The organism is Paenibacillus sp. FSL H7-0756 (assembly GCF_038006765.1).
Taxonomy (GTDB): Bacteria; Bacillota; Bacilli; order Paenibacillales; family Paenibacillaceae; genus Paenibacillus_AQ.
This window is the reverse complement of sequence record NZ_JBBOVT010000001.1, coordinates 538,358-556,013: the sequence shown is the minus strand read 5'-3', so window position 1 is coordinate 556,013 and position 17,656 is coordinate 538,358. Positions and strand designations below refer to the sequence as shown.

Sequence of the window (17,656 nt, the reverse complement as noted above, 5' to 3'; positions counted from 1 at the left end):
TTTCTATCTTTTGACACAGAGTCTGTCTTATAATAAATGAAGGTTGAAATACAGATATTGGAGTGTGTTATGAAAATCCAACCAGGGAGTCTCTGGCTTGCTGCTGCTATGCTTGCGGTAACCGTAACCGGCTGTTCTTCGGGCAGTGCAGGCGCTGGCAGAGAGCTCACGGAGAAGCTGAAGGCAGAGATTAGTGAGCTGAAGAAGGAGAATAAGTTTTTAAAGGAAGAGAATGAAGCGCTGAAGAAGGATCTTGTTGTAAGGCCTGTGACAGCGAAAGAGGAAGGCGGCACGGCTGAACTTCTAAGTACCGGGGACAGCCCGGCAGCCGCTGATTCCGGCGATGAATACAAGCGGATCGTAAAGGGCACGCCACTCAGGATTGATGATACGGGTGAATATACTATTACCAAGACATCATTCAGCAAAATAGTTTATCCGTCGAATCCGGGTTCATACTACACCTACTATGAAGCCAAGGAACCGGGGACAACCTATCTGGCGATCACCTTGAAGGTGAAAAATCTGGCAGGCCAAGCCATCAATGCGGGTGGAGTAGCGGATGTGGAAGTGACATATGACAACAAATATGTGTACAGCACCTTCGCGACGATGGAGAAGAACGGTGGTGAAGAATTCACCTATACCAATATCTCGACGATTGGACCGCTGAAGTATGGTACGCTGGTGTTCCTGGCCGAGGTTCCTGATGAAGTGAAGTCGAGCGGCAAGCCGCTATATGCGGATTTCGAGATTGAGGGCGAAACCTACCGTTATACCATAAAGAAATAAGAGAAGAGCCTGTGCGGCCGCAGAGTGAACTGTGGTTGGCACAGGCTTTTTTATCAGAAGAAGGAAATTATAAGACGGGTGCAGGGGCGGCCGCTTCTCCGAAAAAGGCCGGCAGATACTCCCTATTCGCCTCCAGCATCTCATCCAGCATGGCGATGGCTACTTCCACAGAAGGGACGAGCGGGTGGTGGGCTAACGCCTGGATCGCCAGGCTGCGGTCTCCGGTGACAGCGGCGTCGATGGCTAGCTGCTCATAGGTTTTCACGGCGTGGATCAGTCCTGTGGCCATCGGCGGAATCTTGGTCAGCGGGAGCGGGAGGGGGCCAGTCTTAGTCACGACACAGTTGACTTCGATGCTGGCATCATCCGGCAGGAAGTCCAGAATGCCCCGGTTCGCCACATTCAACGTCTGAATGTCATTGGTCCCGTTGTAGAGCGAGCGCATCAGGTTCACGGCTGCTTCCGAATAAAAGGCTCCGCCGCGCTGCTCCAGCTGCTTCGGCTTCTCATCCAGCGCAAGGTCGCTGTAGATGGCGAACAGTTCCTCTTCCACACGCTTGACGACTTCGGCGCGGTTCCCGCCTTGCGCGGCGGCTTCCTGCTGCTCTGCGAGCATCGCATCGGTCATGTAGAAGTACTTCAGATAATACGAAGGCAAGGCGTGCAGCGACTGCAGGAACTCGGGGTTCCATTCGCGTGCCGGAACATTCTTTGCACTGTAGCCAGCGGTATCCTTCAGCATCTCCTGCAGCTTGTCTTCACCCTCCACATCAATGCGGGTAATCCAGTGCAGGTGGTTCAGGCCGACGAACTCGGCATAGATCCGGTCCGGGGCAGTGTCATACTTGGCTGATACCTGCTTAATCAGGCCAATCGGGGCATTGCACAGGCCGATACTCTTCACCTTGGAGTACCGCAGCACGGCTTCGGTGACCATGCCTGCCGGGTTGGTGAAGTTGAGCAGCCAGGCGTCCGGCGCCAGCTCCTCGATATCCCGGCAGATGCCGAGAATGACCGGGATGGTGCGCAGTGCCTTCAGCATGCCGCCGGGACCGGTCGTCTCCTGGCCGATCACGCCATATTTCAGCGGAATCGCCTCGTCGCGGGCGCGGGCATCCAGCATACCGACGCGAATCTGCGTGCTGACGAAGTCCGCCCCGGCAATCGCTTCGCGGCGGTCGGTAGTGAGGTGGACCTTGATCGGGAGGCCGGACTTCTCCACCATGCGCTTCGCCAGAGCGCCTACGATATTCAGCTTGTGCAGGCCTGCTTCAATATCTACAAGCCATAGCTCCCTGACCGGGAGCTCCTTATAATGCAGAATGAAGCCTTCTACCAGTTCGGGGGTATAGGAGGAGCCCCCGCCAATTACGGCAATCTTAAGACCTTGGTTCGCTGTCAAGATGAATCACTCCTGTCTGGTGATGATCGTTGGAATAAGCTCAAATTCCTTGTAAGCACGCATCGTCTCATACATTTCCTGGCTGACGGTGATCCCGTCACTCTCCAGCGCCGACCAGAGAGCGCCGACTACAGGCTCGGTGGACAGTGTGACCACTGCCCCCCTTGGTGCCGCTTCGCGCACTGCCTGCTCAATCGGGCCGCGAATCCAGCCGCGGTCGCCCCGGGTCAGCAGGCTTCCGGCCAGCACCACATCGAACTCATCATTCTCCATGCCGAGCCGATGAATGACAGCCGCCGCCGATTTGCCCAGCTCTACGCCCTGGCGGTTCAAGATCGCCAGCGCGGCGGCATCGCCCTCCGCCGCTGCCGGGAACAGCAGGCGGGCCGCATCCAGCGGCACCTGCTTCCCGTGATCCAGGAAGTCGTCGTACATGTCTTCCACCCGCTCATAGCCGAGCAGCTTCAGGAGCGGCTCCGTCAGCAGTGTGGGCGCTTCGCGGCCGTCCCAGGCGCGAATAACGGTGCGGAACACCTCGATGTTCAGCGCGCCGCCGCCGCCGAAATCGCCGTACATATAGTCGAAGCCGCCGCACTGGAAATGTCGGCCCTGCGGACTCAGGCCTGCCGCATTGGTACCGGTGCCGCAGATCAGGGCTACGCCGTAGGGGCGGTCTGTCCCCGCCCGCAGGCCGATCATCGTATCGCCGCTGATCGTGTACTGCGCGAAGCCGATCCGGCGGATCAGCGGATGCAGAATGTTATAATCGGTCTGGCGGTCCGCCCCGGCCAGCCCGAGGTAGGCCTGGCGGAGCTGGTCCAGCCGTAGCCCGGCTTCGGCCAGCGCGCTGAAGGCTGCTTCGCGGATGCTATTCTCTGCCTGCGTTACGCTGGTCTGGTGATTGCCGTTGCCGCTCCGGCCTTTGCCGAGGATGCGGCCTTGTTCATCGCATATGAGGGCGTAGGTTTTGCTGCCTCCCCCGTCGATCCCCAAGTAGTAAGCCAATGTTTGTCACTCCTAGAGTTTTGTCTTCGTGGATTCCCGTACAATAAGCTCCGGATCAATCCGGATACTGGAGCCGCGCTTCATCTCCCCGCTGATCCTGCGCAGCAGCATGTCGGCGGCTGCGACTCCGATCTTGTCCGCCGGCTGGCGCATGGTGGTCAGATGCGGGTGGAGCTGGGAGGCGATATAGTGGTCGTCGTAACCGACTACAGCAACCTCCTCCGGCACCTGTACGCCCGCCTCCATCAGGGCATTGATCACCCCGAGGGCGATATTGTCATCTCCGGCGAATACGGCCCCAGGCAGCTTGCCCTCCGCGAGCCAGCGCTGCGCCGTGTTGTAGCCCATGGCGATTTCGAATTCGCCGGGTACGATCTCGAACGGGGCGAGGCCCTGCTCCTGCAGCGCTTGCAGGAAGCCCGCGCGACGTTCCCGCGTACTGCGGAACATCTCCTGCCCGCAGAGATGGGCGATGGAGGTATGCCCCAGCTCCAGCAGGTGGCGGGCTGCGGCATACCCGCCTTTGAAGTTGTCGATGGTAATGGAATAGCTGTCATTCTCCGGCAGCTGGTTGTCGATCAGCACATAGGGAATGCCCCGCCGCTTCAGCTCGACAATATAATTATCCTCTTTGATCGGGGAGAGCAGGATGAGCCCGTCTACCCGGTCTTCCTGGATCAGATAGTGGCTCTCGCCGGAGCCAATGCCATCCGACACAGAGATGGCCAGATAATATCCATGCAGGGCCAGTGTTTCATTCAGCTCCTTGACCACTGCATCGAAAAAGGAGTCCTGCAGGGTCGTTACGATCAGGCCGATAATGCCGGTCTTGCCGCTGGCCAGACTGCGGGCTGCTGCATTGGGGCGGTAATCGAGCTCCTTGATCGCGTCGAGCACCTTCTGGCGGTTGTTCTCCCGCACAGACGTTGCTCCGTTTAATACCCGCGATACGGTAACCACGGACAGCCCTGATTTTTTGGCTACATCAAAAATACTTACTTTCATCTCAAGCGCTCCTTGCGGCGGATTTGCCGGTGCTTATAGTCTATCTCCAGTATACAGGCCGCACCGGGGTTCCGCTAAACATATCACCATCGCCAGGCCGCTACCGCTTGATGATCTCCGTAACCTTTTTCTGAATCACTGGCATCACCTCTTCCAGGGTCTTGTGTCCCGTCTCGACCGGCTGCAGCTCATTAATGAACATGTCGTTGATCTGCGAGTAGTTGGTAATCAGATGGTTGTAGGATTCATAGCCGTATTTGACTGCGCCCTCGTAGACCTTCTTCACATCCTCCGGATCAATGCCGTCAAAATGCTTGTAATACACCTCAGCCGCTTCCGTATTGACTGGCGGATTGCCGCCGCTCAGCTCGATGGACTTCTCCTGGACTTCGGTGGTCATCAGGTATTTGATCCATTCAAAAGCCTCCTTTGGATGCTTCGAATCCTTCAGAATCAGCAGCGGATCGACGTACAGCGTGCTGCGCACCTTGTCATTGCCTCCCCATGGCACGGCGGCTACGCCGACCTTAAACGGGAAGTCATTGGCCCCGGCGAGGTTCCAGGAGCCGCCGATCGACATACCGATCTTGCCGGCGACGAACGGGTCGCCGTTCTGTCCGGCAACGCTTTTACTCCACTCGGAGGTCGGGGATACCTTCTCCTTGAACACAAGATCGAACAGCTTCTGGTAAGCGGCAATCACCTCAGGGGAATCAAAATGCGTCTCGGAAGGAACACCGCCGTTGGTCCAGGTATCCTCAGAGTAAGGCTCGGCCCCGAAGTACAGCGGCCGCATATCCCGCTCTGACCAGGTGAAGTCTACGCCGTACTGTGTTTTGGCAATATCGTCCGAAACGAGCGTCATCTTCTTGGCATCCTCCACCATGCGGTCAAACGTCCAGCTCTTATCTTCATAATCGCTTGGCGGGTAGGAGACGCCCGCAGCATCGAACATATCCTTGTTGTAGAGCATCAGGGTGACGTACATATTAACAGGTATGCCGTAAGTATGACCGTTTACGGTATAGATTTTCATCAGATTCTCGGGGATGTTGTAGTCCTCCGCCTTGAAGCCGTCTTCCTTAATGAGGTCCGTCAGATCCAGCAGCATATCCTTGTTATAATATTCGGCAAAGCCGCCGTATCCGTAATGACTCGTCACATCCGGGGAATTACCGCCGGCAATCAGTGTCTGCAGCTTGCTGTCGAACTGCTCATACGGTGCCTTCTCTACCTTGACCTTGATGTTCGGGTGCGCCTTCTCGAAATCCGGGATCAGCTTCTCGATAAAAGTCCGGTCCTCGGAGTCAATCGTATAGTGGGATATCGTCACTTGCTTCCCCGGATCGCCGGTACTCCCGGCTCCGCTGTCCCCAGCCGCCACATTGCCTGCCGACTTGCCGCCGCCACAGCCCGCCAAGACTGTCGTTACTGTCAGGGCTGTTGCCAGCAGCAGCGCATACCTCTTGCTCTTCATCATATTCTTCATTGTCTAATCCCTCCTGATTTCAAGTGTTGTAACCCGGGATTACTTGATACCCGTCAGTACAATGCCTTCTACGAACTGCTTCTGGGCGATGGCGAACAGGGTGACGATTGGAACCATAGCCAGTACCGAAGCGACCATCAGCAGATGCCACGGCGGAATGCGGAAGCGCGATGAGGTGAGGGAGGCCATGCCGACGGGAAGCGTGAATTTGTCCGACGAGCTTAAGTAGAGCACAGGGGTCAACAGATCATTCCAGCTGTAGATAAAAGCAAAGATTGCCACGGTTGCCAGCGCCGGTGCAGACAGCGGCAATGCGATGGTCCGCCACATCCTCAGCTCGCTGCAGCCGTCCATCCGTCCGGCGTCGAACAGCTCCTCAGGCAGCGTGGAGAAGAACTGCCGCAGCAGGAAGATGTTATACGCCGAGCCGAAGAAGGCGGGAACGATCAGCGGCAGGAAGGTGTCGATCCACTGCATCTGAGAGAACAGGACGAACTGCGGAATCATGATCGCCGGATACGGCAGCATCATCGTGCTCAGGAGCAGGATGAACCAGAAGTTGTTGCCGCGTCCCCGGTATCTGGCGAACCCGTAAGCGACCAGAGCCGAAGAGAGCAGGGTGCCGAATACGGAGAACCCGGCGATGATCAGGCTGTTTTTGTACAGTGTGCCGAACTGGAGCGTCTCAAAAATATCGGTATAATTGCTCCAGGCCCAGCTCTCCGGGAGAAAGGTCGGCGGGAACTTCAGCATCTCCCGTTTCGACTTCAGCGAGGTAGAGACCATGAAGAACAGCGGCAGCAGCATGAGGAACGTTGTAAGGAGCAGTGCGGTGAAGCTGGCAATCTTAACGGGTTTGATTCTCCGGCGCGGCCGGGAAGCCGGGCCAAGCGGGCGGGTGGCCTTAACAGTACTCATCGGCGGCTCCCTCCTTCATAGTGGACATAACGGCGCGACAGCCTCATAATGACCGCCGTGAACAGCATGACGACAATCAGCAGCACCCAGGCAAGCGCGGAGGAGTATCCGGCACGGTATTCCTTGAAGGCGCTGGTATACAGATTGTAGACGTAGAACCAGGTGGAATAATTGGGGCCGCCCTGCGTCATGACGAAGGCCTGCGTGAAGACCTGGAAGGAGTCGATCAGACCCATAATCAGCTGGAACAGCAGGACAGGCGAGATCATCGGCAGCGTAATATTCAGGAAAATGCGGAAGCGCCCTGCGCCATCCAGATTGGCGGCTTCGATCAGGCTGGCCGGGACGCCTTGCAGACCGGCGAGGAAGAGAATCATGCCCGAACCTGCTGTCCAGAAGGACATGATAATTAGGGCATACAGCGCCGTATCGGGATTCATCAGCCAGGCCGGGCCGTGAATGCCGAACCAGGAGAGCATATAGTTGAAGAGGCCGATCTGCGGATTGAAGATCCAATACCAGAGGAGTGACATGGCCACGCCCGAGACCATGCTGGGGAAATACATCGCTGTCCGGAAGAAGCCGCGCCAGGGAAGAGTCTGATGCAGCAGCAGGGCGAAGCCCAGGCCAAGCAGCAGCTGGACCGGAACGCTGATGAAGGTGTACCTTAAGGTGACTGTCACGGAACGCCAGAACAGCTCATTGTGGAACATCTCCGTATAGTTGGCGAGGCCGATGAATTGGGGCGGATGAATGATGTCATAGTCGGTGAAGCTGTAATACAGCGATGACAGGATCGGGTACAGGGCGAAGATCAGGAAGCCGACCAGCCAGGGGGAAATGAACAGATACATGTAGAATGTCTGCCGCCGGCTCTCACTCTTAATCACGAACACACCAGCCTTTCTTCCTATAAAGTATAAGCGCTTTAACTTTAGTGATAAATAAAAATATAATTTGCCGATATAATTACATTGGATAAGTTAAAAGTTAAACCGCTTTAACTTTTTGACGTCCGTTGATCTAATCATAGTGGATGAATTGGAAATAATCAACCCTTTATTTCGTGAATAAAGCGCTATCAGTCAACAAATATAACAAATGAGTTGATAGTTTTGCTGAAAATGATGAAAATCCTAATGTGAATAGGAGTTTTGTGTGAGGTAATGTGACTTGTGTGGCGTTGTTTCGGGAACAGCACGCCTACGGGCGGCCGATTGCTAACCGGTTCTTCGCCTACAATGGGCCCGGTAGCCCGCACGCCGCCCAATGTAATCGGTTTTCCGATGACAATCCGCCTGATAGCCCGCGCGCCGCCCGATGTAATCGGTTTTCCGATTACATTCAACCCGGTAGCCCACACGCCACCCAATGTAATCGGTTTTCCGATGACAATCCGCCTGATAGCCCACACGCCGCCCGATGTAATCGGTTTTCCGATTACATTCAACCCGATAGCCCACACGCCACCCAATGTAATCGGTTTTCCGATGACAATCGCCCCGTCAGCCCGCGCGCCGCCCGATGTAATCGGTTTTCCGATTACATTCAACCCGGTAGCCCACACGCCGCCCAATGTAATCGGTTTTCTGATGACAATCGCCCCGTCAGCCCGCGCCGCCCGATGTAATCGGTTTTCCGATTACATTCAACCCGGTAGCCCACACGCTGCCCAATGTAATCGGTTTTCCGATGACAATCCGGCCGGTAGCCCGCGCGCCGCCCAATGTAATCGGTTTTCCGCATCCCTATCATTTCCTGAACGGCAAAAACCCGTACGGCATTGCCGGACGGTCCTTGCACCCGAATCAGCCGGTGCGGCTTAATGCCACTGGTGATCGCCGGACAGATACTTCTCGGTCAGTACGGACAGCAGCTCGATTCCGACTTGATTCTGTCCGCCTTCCGGGATGATCAGATCGGCGTATTTCTTGGAGGGCTCGATGAAGGCCTCGTGCATCGGCTTCACCGTGGTGAGGTATTGCGTATGGATCGAACGAATGGTCCGCCCGCGTTCCTCGATATCCCGCAGCACCCGGCGCAGGATGCGTACATCAGGATCGGTGTCCACGAACACCTTGATGTTCAGCTGCTCGCGCAGCTTCTCGTCGGACAATACATGTAACCCTTCGAGAATGACGATATTGTTCGGGGCAAGCTCCACGGTCTTCTCGGTGGAGCGGGCATGAACTGTGAAGTCATACACCGGGGCGAAGGCGGCTTGTCCCGCTTTGAGACAATCCAGATGCTCGATCAGCAGTTCCGTGTCGAAGGCCAGCGGGTGGTCGTAGTTAATCGCCCCGCGTTCAGCCATGCTGAGGTAAGAATGGTCTTTATAGTAGTTATCCTGGGATATGAATGTTACTTTGTCAGAGCCAAGACGGTCAATCACGGAGCGAGCTACCGTTGTCTTGCCGGAACCGGTCCCGCCGGCGATACCAATAATGAGCATGGTGTAATTATAAACCTCCCTAAGCGATTGCCTTTGCAATTCCAATATTGTAGCACAGCGTTCAACTTATTTCACCTTGATCGAGAGGAATATCATGTGAACATTCAAAACATTCGGTTATTTTGTAGGAGAATGATATAATTTCAAGGATTCATACAGATCGGGCGCTACGGAGAAGGGGGCTAGGATAACAAAATGAACGAGGAGAATGCTTTAATGGAGGCGTTCGGCCGGACGCAGGTGCAGCTTGCAGGCCATGGCGGACGGGACGCAGCCGTACTCAAGAAAGCGCTGGCTAGTGTAGAGGATAGCCTTGCTGCGGACATGTACGGGACAGGAACGGTGATTGAGGAATTCCAGGCGGAGATGGCAGAGGTGCTGGGCAAAGAATGCAGCGTGTTCTTCCCCAGCGGCACGATGGCACAGCAGATTGCTCTGCGGATCTGGAGTGACCGTGAGGGGAGCAAAAGGGTCGCTTATCATCCGCTATGCCATCTGGAGATTCATGAGCAGGACGGCCTGAAGGAGCTGCATCATCTGGAGCCGTTGCTGCTGGGCAGTGCAGACCGCCTGATTACCCTAGAGGATGTGCAGGGGATGGGGCCTGGAATCGCCTGTCTGCTGCTGGAGCTGCCGCAGCGGGAGATCGGCGGACAGCTGCCGGAGTATGCGGAGCTGGAAGCGATATCGGCGTCTTGCCGGGAGCAGGGAATTAAGCTCCATCTGGACGGGGCGCGGCTGTTCGAGGTGCTGCCTTACTACGGCAAGACGGCGGCCGAGGTCTGCGCGCTGTTCGATAGTGTGTATGTCTCCCTGTACAAGGGCATCGGCGGGATTGCCGGAGCGATCTTAGCCGGAAGCCGGGAGTTCACGGAGGAGTCGAAGATCTGGAAGCGCCGCCACGGGGGCGACCTGATCAGTCTCTATCCCTATATTGTCCCGGCCCGGTATTATTACCAGCAGCGAATCGCCAGGATGTCAGAATACTATGAGCAGGCCAAGGAGCTGGCGGCCTTATTCAACAGCTGCCATAAGGTATCCACGCTGCCGGAGGTTCCGGTCTCGAATATGTTCCACATCCATTTCGCACTGCCACGGGAACAGCTTGCCCCTGTATTGATTGGGATCTATAACGAGACGGGCATTGGCCTGACACCACGGCTCAAGCCAACCGGTGAGAACGCCTGTTATTACGAGCTGAACATAGGCGATGTCTACGGCGGCGTCTCGGGGGCGGCGCTAAGGGAAGCGTTCCGGCTGCTGGATGAGCGGCTGAAGCCGCTCTGACTCTGATAGATAAGTAACAAGCCTCTGCGGAAGCCCGCAGAGGCTTGTTTGCTGATGGCAGTACAGGTGGAAGCAGGAACAGCGAAAGGCAGCGACTTGGTTCAAAGAATAAGAATGTATATGCATCGCGCAATAAAAATTTCTTATCTTTCTTCTTGGAGGTGCAGGCTACGCCTGGCTCCGCAGAGTCATTTTTCTCACCGGTCCGGCCACCATCTGCTTCTCTGCCCCGTTCAGTCCGAACAGCCACATGGTAAGCACATAGATGAGGGAGTACAGGATGACATACATACCCAGGTACACGTAAGAAGTGATACTCACGAAGCTAAGCAGGAACCCGCACGCACCGGTCAGCAGCACCACCGGAATGAAGACGCGGATGATCTGCAGCCAGAAATGAAGAATATCGAACTTCAATTTATATTTGTAGTACACATTATTTAGGCATACATTGATGATCATCCCGATAGCCGTAGCAATGGCGCAGCCTGTAATCCCCCAGATCCGGATGAACCAGAAGGTTAAAGCCACCTTCAGAATAGCAACAGAGAAATAGATGAAGGCCTTCACCCGGTGCATATTCATCGCTTCCAGCATGGTGGCGAACAGCGATTGCACAATCGATGTGATCTGGGGAATGATGATGATCAGCGCAACCGTGTATGCATATTTGTAATCCGGACCGAGCCAGATCAGAATGAAGCTCTGTCCGAATAACACGAAGCCCGAGACGATGTAGCCTACGATCAGCGCCTGGATTCTGCCTATTTTGACCAGCTCCAGCATTAAAGCCGCCTGATCTGCACCCTTGACGATCATCTTGGTGAGCTTGGGCAGATAGAAGCTGGCCAGCACATTGGAGAAGTTGAGAATATACGTGTTGAGCTGGGCGGCGATGGCGAAGACGGCGATAGGCGTAGCCCCCAGGAACATCCCGATGATCAGCGGATCAGCATTCGTATAGATCTGGAAGGCGATCGAAGACAATAAGATATACGACGAATAGCTGAAGATCTCCTTGAACAGCTTGGTATCGAAGCCGTGGAACCGGACCCGCAGATTCAGCTTGGTGCGGCAAAAGACTACATTAATCACGCCGATTGCCAGGTTCAGAACAAGTGCGACGGTGACCATTCCTGTTGATCTGAAGCCGAACATCAGGACCAGCACCATCATGGCCGGAGACAGGACCACGCGGATCAGGTTGATGATTTTGAGATAGACGAACCGCTCATAGGCCGTAATGATCGAGCTGAAGATATTCAGCGGGAACGAGACAGCCACATTGATGGCAGCAATGATGAATATGGTCTTCAGAATGCCGAGCTCAGCTGCATCGAGGCTGCTGAAGATCGAATCGAAATTGAACACCAGAATCACACTGGCAAGTAAGGAGAGGAATCCGATGGCAGAGAAGAGCAGCAGGAACATTCCGTTTATATTGCGCTGGCCTGTGGAGTCATTCTCAGAGATGTATTTCGCATTGAAGCGGATGACCGCGCTGCCGAAGCCCAGATCCAGCAGGACGATATAGGCGATGATGGAGTTCACCAGCGCGAATAATCCATATTCGGATTTCCCCAGGGTCGACACAATGAACGGCGTCGAGCCCAGGGAGATAATAACGCCTAAAAATACGGAAGCATAGGTTATGATTGCAGCAAGTTTAATATTGGTTTTCAAACAGATCGCTTCCTCGCTACAGAGAGTGTCTTGTGCTTATTTTAAGCGGTAACGATGGACGAAGCAGGTTCTTCAGCGCTGCTGCTTGCCATGGATTCAATGATCTGGCTGTAATGCTGGACCGAGAATTCATTATTGTACCGTGGGCGCCGGATCGTTTTCAGTTCTTCCAGCAAGGCCGGGATTTGCTTTACATCGTTCGTGAATTTCACATAGCCCAGATGCTTGATCCATTCGTAGCTGCCTACCACTTTATAATTGTAATTCCCCAGCGCAATACAAGGTGTGGATGTAATCGCCGCAAAAATCATCCCGTGCAGACGGTCCGTAATCACAACCTCGGCCTCCTTGAACTGATTCCATAAGGTATTCAGCTCGTGGTCCCGGTCTTCCAGGGAGACAGGGCGGAGGATGCAGGTATCCGTGAAGGTAGTGGAGCTGTAGTGCTTGGAGGTGTATTCCTGGATGACCTTTTTATCCTGCTCGCTGAAAATACTCTCCTTATCCGCTCTAATGCACAGAAGGGCACCATGGCGCTCCTTAGGAGGATCTGTGATGTCGAGGGACATTACAATGTCCGGCGTTAACAGCACTGCGTTGTTTCTGAAACCTGCTTTCATAATTTCGTACGACGTTGCCTCTCTGGCGACCAACGTGAGGTCCTTGTGGGAGCCATAGAGGTCCTGTGTCTTCTTGAACTCCGCGCGCCCAAGCTCGGTATCACCGAAGTAGATGGTCTGCGGGAAGACGATGATTTTGTTATTTGGGAACTCAGAGATAATCTTGCGGCGTACCTCTTCCTCGCGGAAATACTCGATCCCGAAGTTGCCTCCGCCCTGAAGCACGAAGATATCCTCCGGCGAACAGAACTCCTCCAGACACTTCATGTTATGCATCAGCCGGTTGGCGACAATCTCAATCAGGGTATAGTCAGGAAAAGCTTTCCGCAAAAAATTCATCTGCGCATAAGTGATGGCGTGATCGCCCAGATTGTCATGCTCAGGGGAGCCGACGACGTAAATGGCTTTCGTCTTGTCTTTATATGCATTCCGGTAGCTCAGATAGCCCTTATAGTATTGGTAAACGGGAATATTGCTTACATAATTGCGGAAAGACAGCGGCAGGATCTTCTCAAGGGCTTGGCTCATATCATATTACTTCCCTTCAAACGGAGTTTGGAATAATACAGCATTTTGTATACCGTGGAGCTGGTCAGAATAAGCAGGGCTGCAGTCTTCATCTCCCGGCGGATGATGCGGTTGCGCAGGATTGCGGAGGTATGCTTGCTCAGGAACCCGCCCAGCTCGGTCAGATATTCCTTGTTAACTGCAGTCTCGCCGGTAATCAGCTGGAAGTTGCACAGCTCAATGCCTTCGGTTACGGTCCGGGATAACGAGATTTCTTTGGCGACCGGATAGTTTTTATCCTGAATCGTCTCGTAGATCTCCAGCGCCGCACGGAAGCGGTCGTAATATTTCCGGTTGTTCATCGCTCCGGTGATGCTGTCGCTTCGCTTGAGATACAGGTATTTGGGGGAGTCCAGCGAGACGGTCTTGTTCGCCTGGAGGAATAATTTATAGGTGGTAAAAATGTCCTCGAAATACCGGCCGACCGGATATCTCACCTGGCTGAACAGCTCAGCCTTGTACAGCTTATCCCAGGCAAGGTTCTGGATCTCGGTATCCTCAAGCAGCTTGTCAATGGCTTGCGCATTATCGTATACACGCACCTGGTGCGTGAAGGACTTTTCCAGCTTGACATCATCCTGTACCTCGCAATGGCCGCATACAGCGATATCTGCATTGTGGGCGGTGATGAGTCCGTACAGGGCTTCGTACATGTCCGGTTCAATCCAGTCATCGCTGTCGACGAACCCGATATACCGGCCCTCTGCCACATCAATTCCATAGTTGCGGGCATCGGACAATCCGCCGTTCTGCTTATGAATGACGACGACACGCGGGTCCAGCTCCTTGTAATACTCGCAAATCTCGCCGCACTTATCGGGTGATCCGTCATTGACCAGAATCAATTCAAAATTGCGGAAGGTCTGCGCCAATATCGAATCCACACACTTCCTCAGGTACAGTTCCACGTTGTAGATAGGCACAATAATACTTATCTCTGGCTTCACTCGAGCAGTCACTTCCTTTCCCGGTTCTGATTCGGGTCTACGCGTCACTATATTTGTGATAATCTTACTATCCGGGTCAAAAGGTTGTATATACTACTAAAGTGTACTTATCGCTTGAGGAGGGGCGTGAGCTGCCTGACGGGAAGCCGCTGTTCCGCAGCAAAAAGACCGCAGCACCATGGGGTGACTGCGGCCTTTCGCCTGCTGAAATTTAGTTAAACGTAATCGCCAGCGCGCTGGTAAACTGGCCGCCCGGCGGCAGGGAGATGGCGTTCTGCTTCTCCCGGAAATCGCCGGTGAAGCCTTCGAGATCGGCCACGCCATGCCAAGGCTCGATACACACGAACGGTGCATTCTTCGGCTGCCAGATGCCGAGATCAGGGAAGCCCGTGAAGGCGACCGTTACGCTCTTAGCAGACTGTTTGCTTTTCAGGGCAACCGATTTAGACTGGACATTGCGGAACACAAGGGCGTCATGCGCAAACATCTCGTGGTTCAGCGGCAGCTTGTTATCCCCGTCGAGCATGGCCTCGCCCTGGCCCGGAGTGATCAAGCCATTCTCATTCAGGAACAGGCGCTCCAGGCGTTCCGTCTGCTCAAATTCAAGATAGTAGTCGGTGAAGCGGCCTTCTCCGCCAATCGGGCAGTTGAACGCCGGATGGGTGCCGAGCTGGAAGAACATCTCCCCTTCACCGGGATTCTCCACCCGGTAACCGATGTCCAGCGTGCTGCCGTTCAGATTATAGGTGAGATACAGATGGAATGGATACGGGTAGCTGGCCAGCGTGTCCTCGCTGTGCGATAGCCGGTAGACCGCTTGAGTCTCGCTTGCCTCCACCAGCGTGAATTCGTTGCGTCTGGCGAAGCCGTGCCGGGCCAGCGGATAAGTCTGTCCATCTACACGGACCACTTCGCCTGCGGCTCCCCCGATCATCGGGAACAACACCGGAGAACGGCCTGTCCAATAGGCGGCGTCTCCGTTCCACATATATTCAGTATCTGTATCCGTTCTTCTGAAGCTGACCAGCTCAGCACCGAGTGAACTGATCTCGGCCACGGCCAGGCTGCTGCGTAAAATAGTGTTCATGCTTTTACCCCTCTCGCCCTGCAATATGTAATCCTGATGTCTCATATTCTAACAGACTTCCCCGCAGGTGCCAGCAAATAACGGAAATTCTCCAGCCTATAATTTTTACAGTATGTACAATGACAAACAGGTGGAATTCGTTAACATAGAAGGATAGCAATGATTCCATATCAGCGGAAACGGGGGAATAAGCCGATGCAGGTGAAGCAACTATTGGTGAACGGTGAGCGGCTGAAGAATACCATTGAGGCCTTTGCCGATTTCGGGCGGACAGACCATAACGGAGTTACCCGGCTATCGCTGTCAGAGCAGGATGTGCGGGTGCGCGGCTATTTCACCGCCTGCTGCGAAGAGCTGGGCATGACCGTGAAGGTGGATGATATGGGCAATATGTATGCCACTCTGGCTGGCAGTGAAGAGGGCCCCCCGATAGTGATGGGCTCACATCTGGATACCGTGAAGAAGGGCGGCAGATTCGACGGTGTGCTGGGGGTGATTGCCGGCCTTGAGGTCGTGAGAACCCTGGTAGATCAAGGGATTAAGCCCCGGCTGCCTGTCACGGTGATGAACTTCGCCAATGAGGAAGGTGCCCGCTTCGAGCCGTCCATGATGGCCTCAGGTGTCTTATCCGGCAAGTTCGATAAGGCAGCCATGCTGGAGAAGAAGGACGCGGAGGGCGTCAGCTTCGGCGAGGCGCTGGAGGCCAGCGGCTATGCCGGCGATGCAGAGAACCGGATCAGGGAAGCGGCGGCTTATCTGGAGCTGCATATCGAGCAGGGCCCTGTGCTGGAGAAGGAGAACGTTAAGATCGGCCTGGTTGACTGTGTCGTGGGCATGGCCTGCTATGAGATTGAAGTGACCGGGGAATCGGATCATGCCGGAACTACGCCGATGGATATGCGCCGGGATGCGCTGTTTGCCGCTACGGATATTATTGCGGAGCTGCGCCGCAAGCTGTCCGTGCTGGACCCTGAGCTGGTCTATACGATGGGACGGATAAATGTGCTGCCGAACATCCATACCGTGATTCCGAACAAGGTAATCTTCACCGTGGAAGCGAGACATAAGGACATGGATGTGGTCCGGGAGGTCGAGGCGGTCATTCACGGCCTGCCGGAGGAGCTGTTGGATTGCAGCGTGTCGAAGACGAAGCTGTGGGGCCGCGACACGGTATGGTTTGATCCGGGGATCTGTGCGCTAGTGGAGCAGGCTGCGCAGAAGCTCGGTTACAGCAGCCGGAAGCTGGCGAGCGGTGCGGGGCATGATGCCCAGTTCGTGGCCGGGTTCCTGCCGTCGGCGATGATCTTTGTCCCAAGCGTGAACGGGAAAAGCCATTGCGAGGAAGAGCTCACCTCCTATGAGGATTGTGAGATGGGCGTGAATGTGGTGCTGGAGACTTTGCTGTCGCTGCTGTCCCGGGACTGAGGGGCGGGCAGGGCAAGCTACGCCGGGTTAGGCGAATTCCATAGATTGGCGATAAAGACACTTAAGGGTGTCTTTTTTTCGTGTTGCTGGCGGCGCGTGGGCTAAATGTAATCGAAAAACCGATTACAACGGGACCGGGGGCGAGGCGTGGGCCAAATGTAATCAAAAAACCGATTACAATGGGAATGGGAGCGGCTTGTGGGCCAAATATAATCGAAAAACCGATTACAACGGGACCGGGAGCGGAGCGTGAGCCAAATGTAATCGAAAAACCGATTACAATGTGACGGCGAGCGGCGCGTGGGCCAAATGTAATCGAAAAACCGATTACAATGTGACGGCGAGCGGCGCGTAGGCCAAATGTAATCGAAAAACCGATTACAATGGGACCGGTGGCGGCGCGTAGGCCAAATGTAATCGAAAAACCGATTACAATTTGCTGACGCGATGCTGCGTGGGGTCGGATACAGCCCAAAGGGAGCGAATGTGGAGCACTACTGCACTAAAATCGGCCGGAATAGGGCGGTAAATGTGCTCCCCTAGAAGGCTGGCCGACTGGGTTAAGTTAATTAGCTGTAAAGTTAAGGGAAAAGTGGCGGAGGGGAATTTTGGAGCTGTAGGAGCGGTAGCGTCCGCCTGAAAGCTTTCCGAAGGAAAGCTCGCATCGTAAGCATCAGCTAGTCACCGGATTTCTACCGCGAACAGCGGTTCTAATCAAGAAATCTGGGGACAACAGCGGCCGGAAGTCCAAAACTTCTCTGGAGCCGCGGCTCATCCCAAAACGCAAAAATTCCTTAGCTCAATCTCTCTAAACAGATTCAATCCCAATTTATCAACATCCATATGCAATTCCTGTGATGGACAGGGTATAAGCAAGATATCGATATCGCGGCAAGAATGGGAGATGGTCAAGGCGGGGGCGGAAACGTTAAGTTAGATGAGCGGGAGGGCTGAACATACCAGGGCGGCAAGCGTAT

The 17,656-nt window shown here is 54.6% G+C and carries 15 protein-coding genes; 3 read left to right on the top strand and 12 right to left on the bottom strand.

Annotated features, from left to right (window positions below):
* Positions 1 to 69 precede the first annotated feature (69 nt).
* Complete coding sequence (locus NST04_RS02395) at positions 70 to 792, top strand: bZIP transcription factor (protein WP_341183032.1); 723 nt, start codon at positions 70 to 72, stop codon at positions 790 to 792.
* A 67-nt stretch (positions 793 to 859) separates the two neighbouring features.
* On the opposite strand, the gene NST04_RS02390 is transcribed toward NST04_RS02395, so the two are convergent.
* The 8 genes from NST04_RS02390 to udk all read right to left on the bottom strand — a co-directional run bounded on the left by NST04_RS02390 (position 860) and on the right by udk (position 9,063).
* On the bottom strand, positions 860 to 2,194 hold the full coding sequence (locus NST04_RS02390; RefSeq protein WP_076155730.1) for a 6-phospho-beta-glucosidase: 1,335 nt from the start codon (positions 2,192 to 2,194) through the stop codon (positions 860 to 862).
* A gap of 6 nt (positions 2,195 to 2,200) precedes the next feature.
* A complete protein-coding gene (locus tag NST04_RS02385; protein ID WP_341183031.1) occupies positions 2,201 to 3,199 on the bottom strand; it encodes an N-acetylglucosamine kinase in 999 nt (332 codons plus the stop codon).
* Between the two features lie 12 nt (positions 3,200 to 3,211).
* Positions 3,212 to 4,204: a LacI family DNA-binding transcriptional regulator gene (locus NST04_RS02380; RefSeq protein ID WP_341183030.1), complete on the bottom strand. Its 993-nt coding sequence runs from the start codon at positions 4,202 to 4,204 to the stop codon at positions 3,212 to 3,214.
* Between the two features lie 100 nt (positions 4,205 to 4,304).
* Positions 4,305 to 5,693: an ABC transporter substrate-binding protein gene (locus NST04_RS02375; protein ID WP_341183029.1), complete on the bottom strand. Its 1,389-nt coding sequence runs from the start codon at positions 5,691 to 5,693 to the stop codon at positions 4,305 to 4,307.
* A gap of 39 nt (positions 5,694 to 5,732) precedes the next feature.
* On the bottom strand, positions 5,733 to 6,611 hold the full coding sequence (locus NST04_RS02370) for a carbohydrate ABC transporter permease (RefSeq protein WP_341183028.1): 879 nt from the start codon (positions 6,609 to 6,611) through the stop codon (positions 5,733 to 5,735).
* Complete coding sequence (locus tag NST04_RS02365; RefSeq protein ID WP_341183027.1) at positions 6,608 to 7,507, bottom strand: carbohydrate ABC transporter permease; 900 nt, start codon at positions 7,505 to 7,507, stop codon at positions 6,608 to 6,610. Before NST04_RS02365 ends, NST04_RS02370 begins: the two co-directional genes overlap by 4 nt.
* A gap of 185 nt (positions 7,508 to 7,692) precedes the next feature.
* Complete coding sequence (locus NST04_RS02360; protein WP_341183026.1) at positions 7,693 to 8,163, bottom strand: hypothetical protein; 471 nt, start codon at positions 8,161 to 8,163, stop codon at positions 7,693 to 7,695.
* A 270-nt stretch (positions 8,164 to 8,433) separates the two neighbouring features.
* Positions 8,434 to 9,063 (bottom strand): uridine kinase, encoded by a 630-nt coding sequence (udk, locus tag NST04_RS02355; protein ID WP_341183025.1) that lies wholly within the window; start codon positions 9,061 to 9,063, stop codon positions 8,434 to 8,436.
* Between the two features lie 195 nt (positions 9,064 to 9,258).
* Between udk and NST04_RS02350 the strand changes: the two genes are divergently transcribed.
* A complete protein-coding gene (locus NST04_RS02350) occupies positions 9,259 to 10,350 on the top strand; it encodes a threonine aldolase family protein (protein WP_341183024.1) in 1,092 nt (363 codons plus the stop codon).
* A 168-nt stretch (positions 10,351 to 10,518) separates the two neighbouring features.
* Here NST04_RS02350 and NST04_RS02345 read toward each other — a convergent pair whose 3' ends face one another.
* The 4 genes from NST04_RS02345 to NST04_RS02330 form a co-directional block, all read right to left on the bottom strand.
* Entirely contained in the window at positions 10,519 to 12,033 is a 1,515-nt protein-coding gene (locus tag NST04_RS02345) for an oligosaccharide flippase family protein (protein WP_341183023.1), read from the bottom strand.
* A 41-nt stretch (positions 12,034 to 12,074) separates the two neighbouring features.
* The gene (locus tag NST04_RS02340) at positions 12,075 to 13,181 is read right to left on the bottom strand and encodes a polysaccharide pyruvyl transferase family protein (RefSeq protein ID WP_341183022.1); all 1,107 of its coding nucleotides are present in this window, start codon (positions 13,179 to 13,181) and stop codon (positions 12,075 to 12,077) included.
* Complete coding sequence (locus NST04_RS02335; RefSeq protein WP_341183021.1) at positions 13,178 to 14,167, bottom strand: glycosyltransferase family 2 protein; 990 nt, start codon at positions 14,165 to 14,167, stop codon at positions 13,178 to 13,180. The genes NST04_RS02340 and NST04_RS02335 overlap by 4 nt, the downstream gene beginning before the upstream one ends.
* Positions 14,168 to 14,378: 211 nt before the next feature.
* Complete coding sequence (locus tag NST04_RS02330; protein WP_341183020.1) at positions 14,379 to 15,254, bottom strand: aldose 1-epimerase family protein; 876 nt, start codon at positions 15,252 to 15,254, stop codon at positions 14,379 to 14,381.
* 195 nt (positions 15,255 to 15,449) lie between these two features.
* Here NST04_RS02330 and NST04_RS02325 point away from each other — a divergent pair, with 195 nt between their 5' ends.
* Entirely contained in the window at positions 15,450 to 16,679 is a 1,230-nt protein-coding gene (locus NST04_RS02325) for a Zn-dependent hydrolase (protein WP_341185161.1), read from the top strand.
* Positions 16,680 to 17,656: the final 977 nt, after the last annotated feature.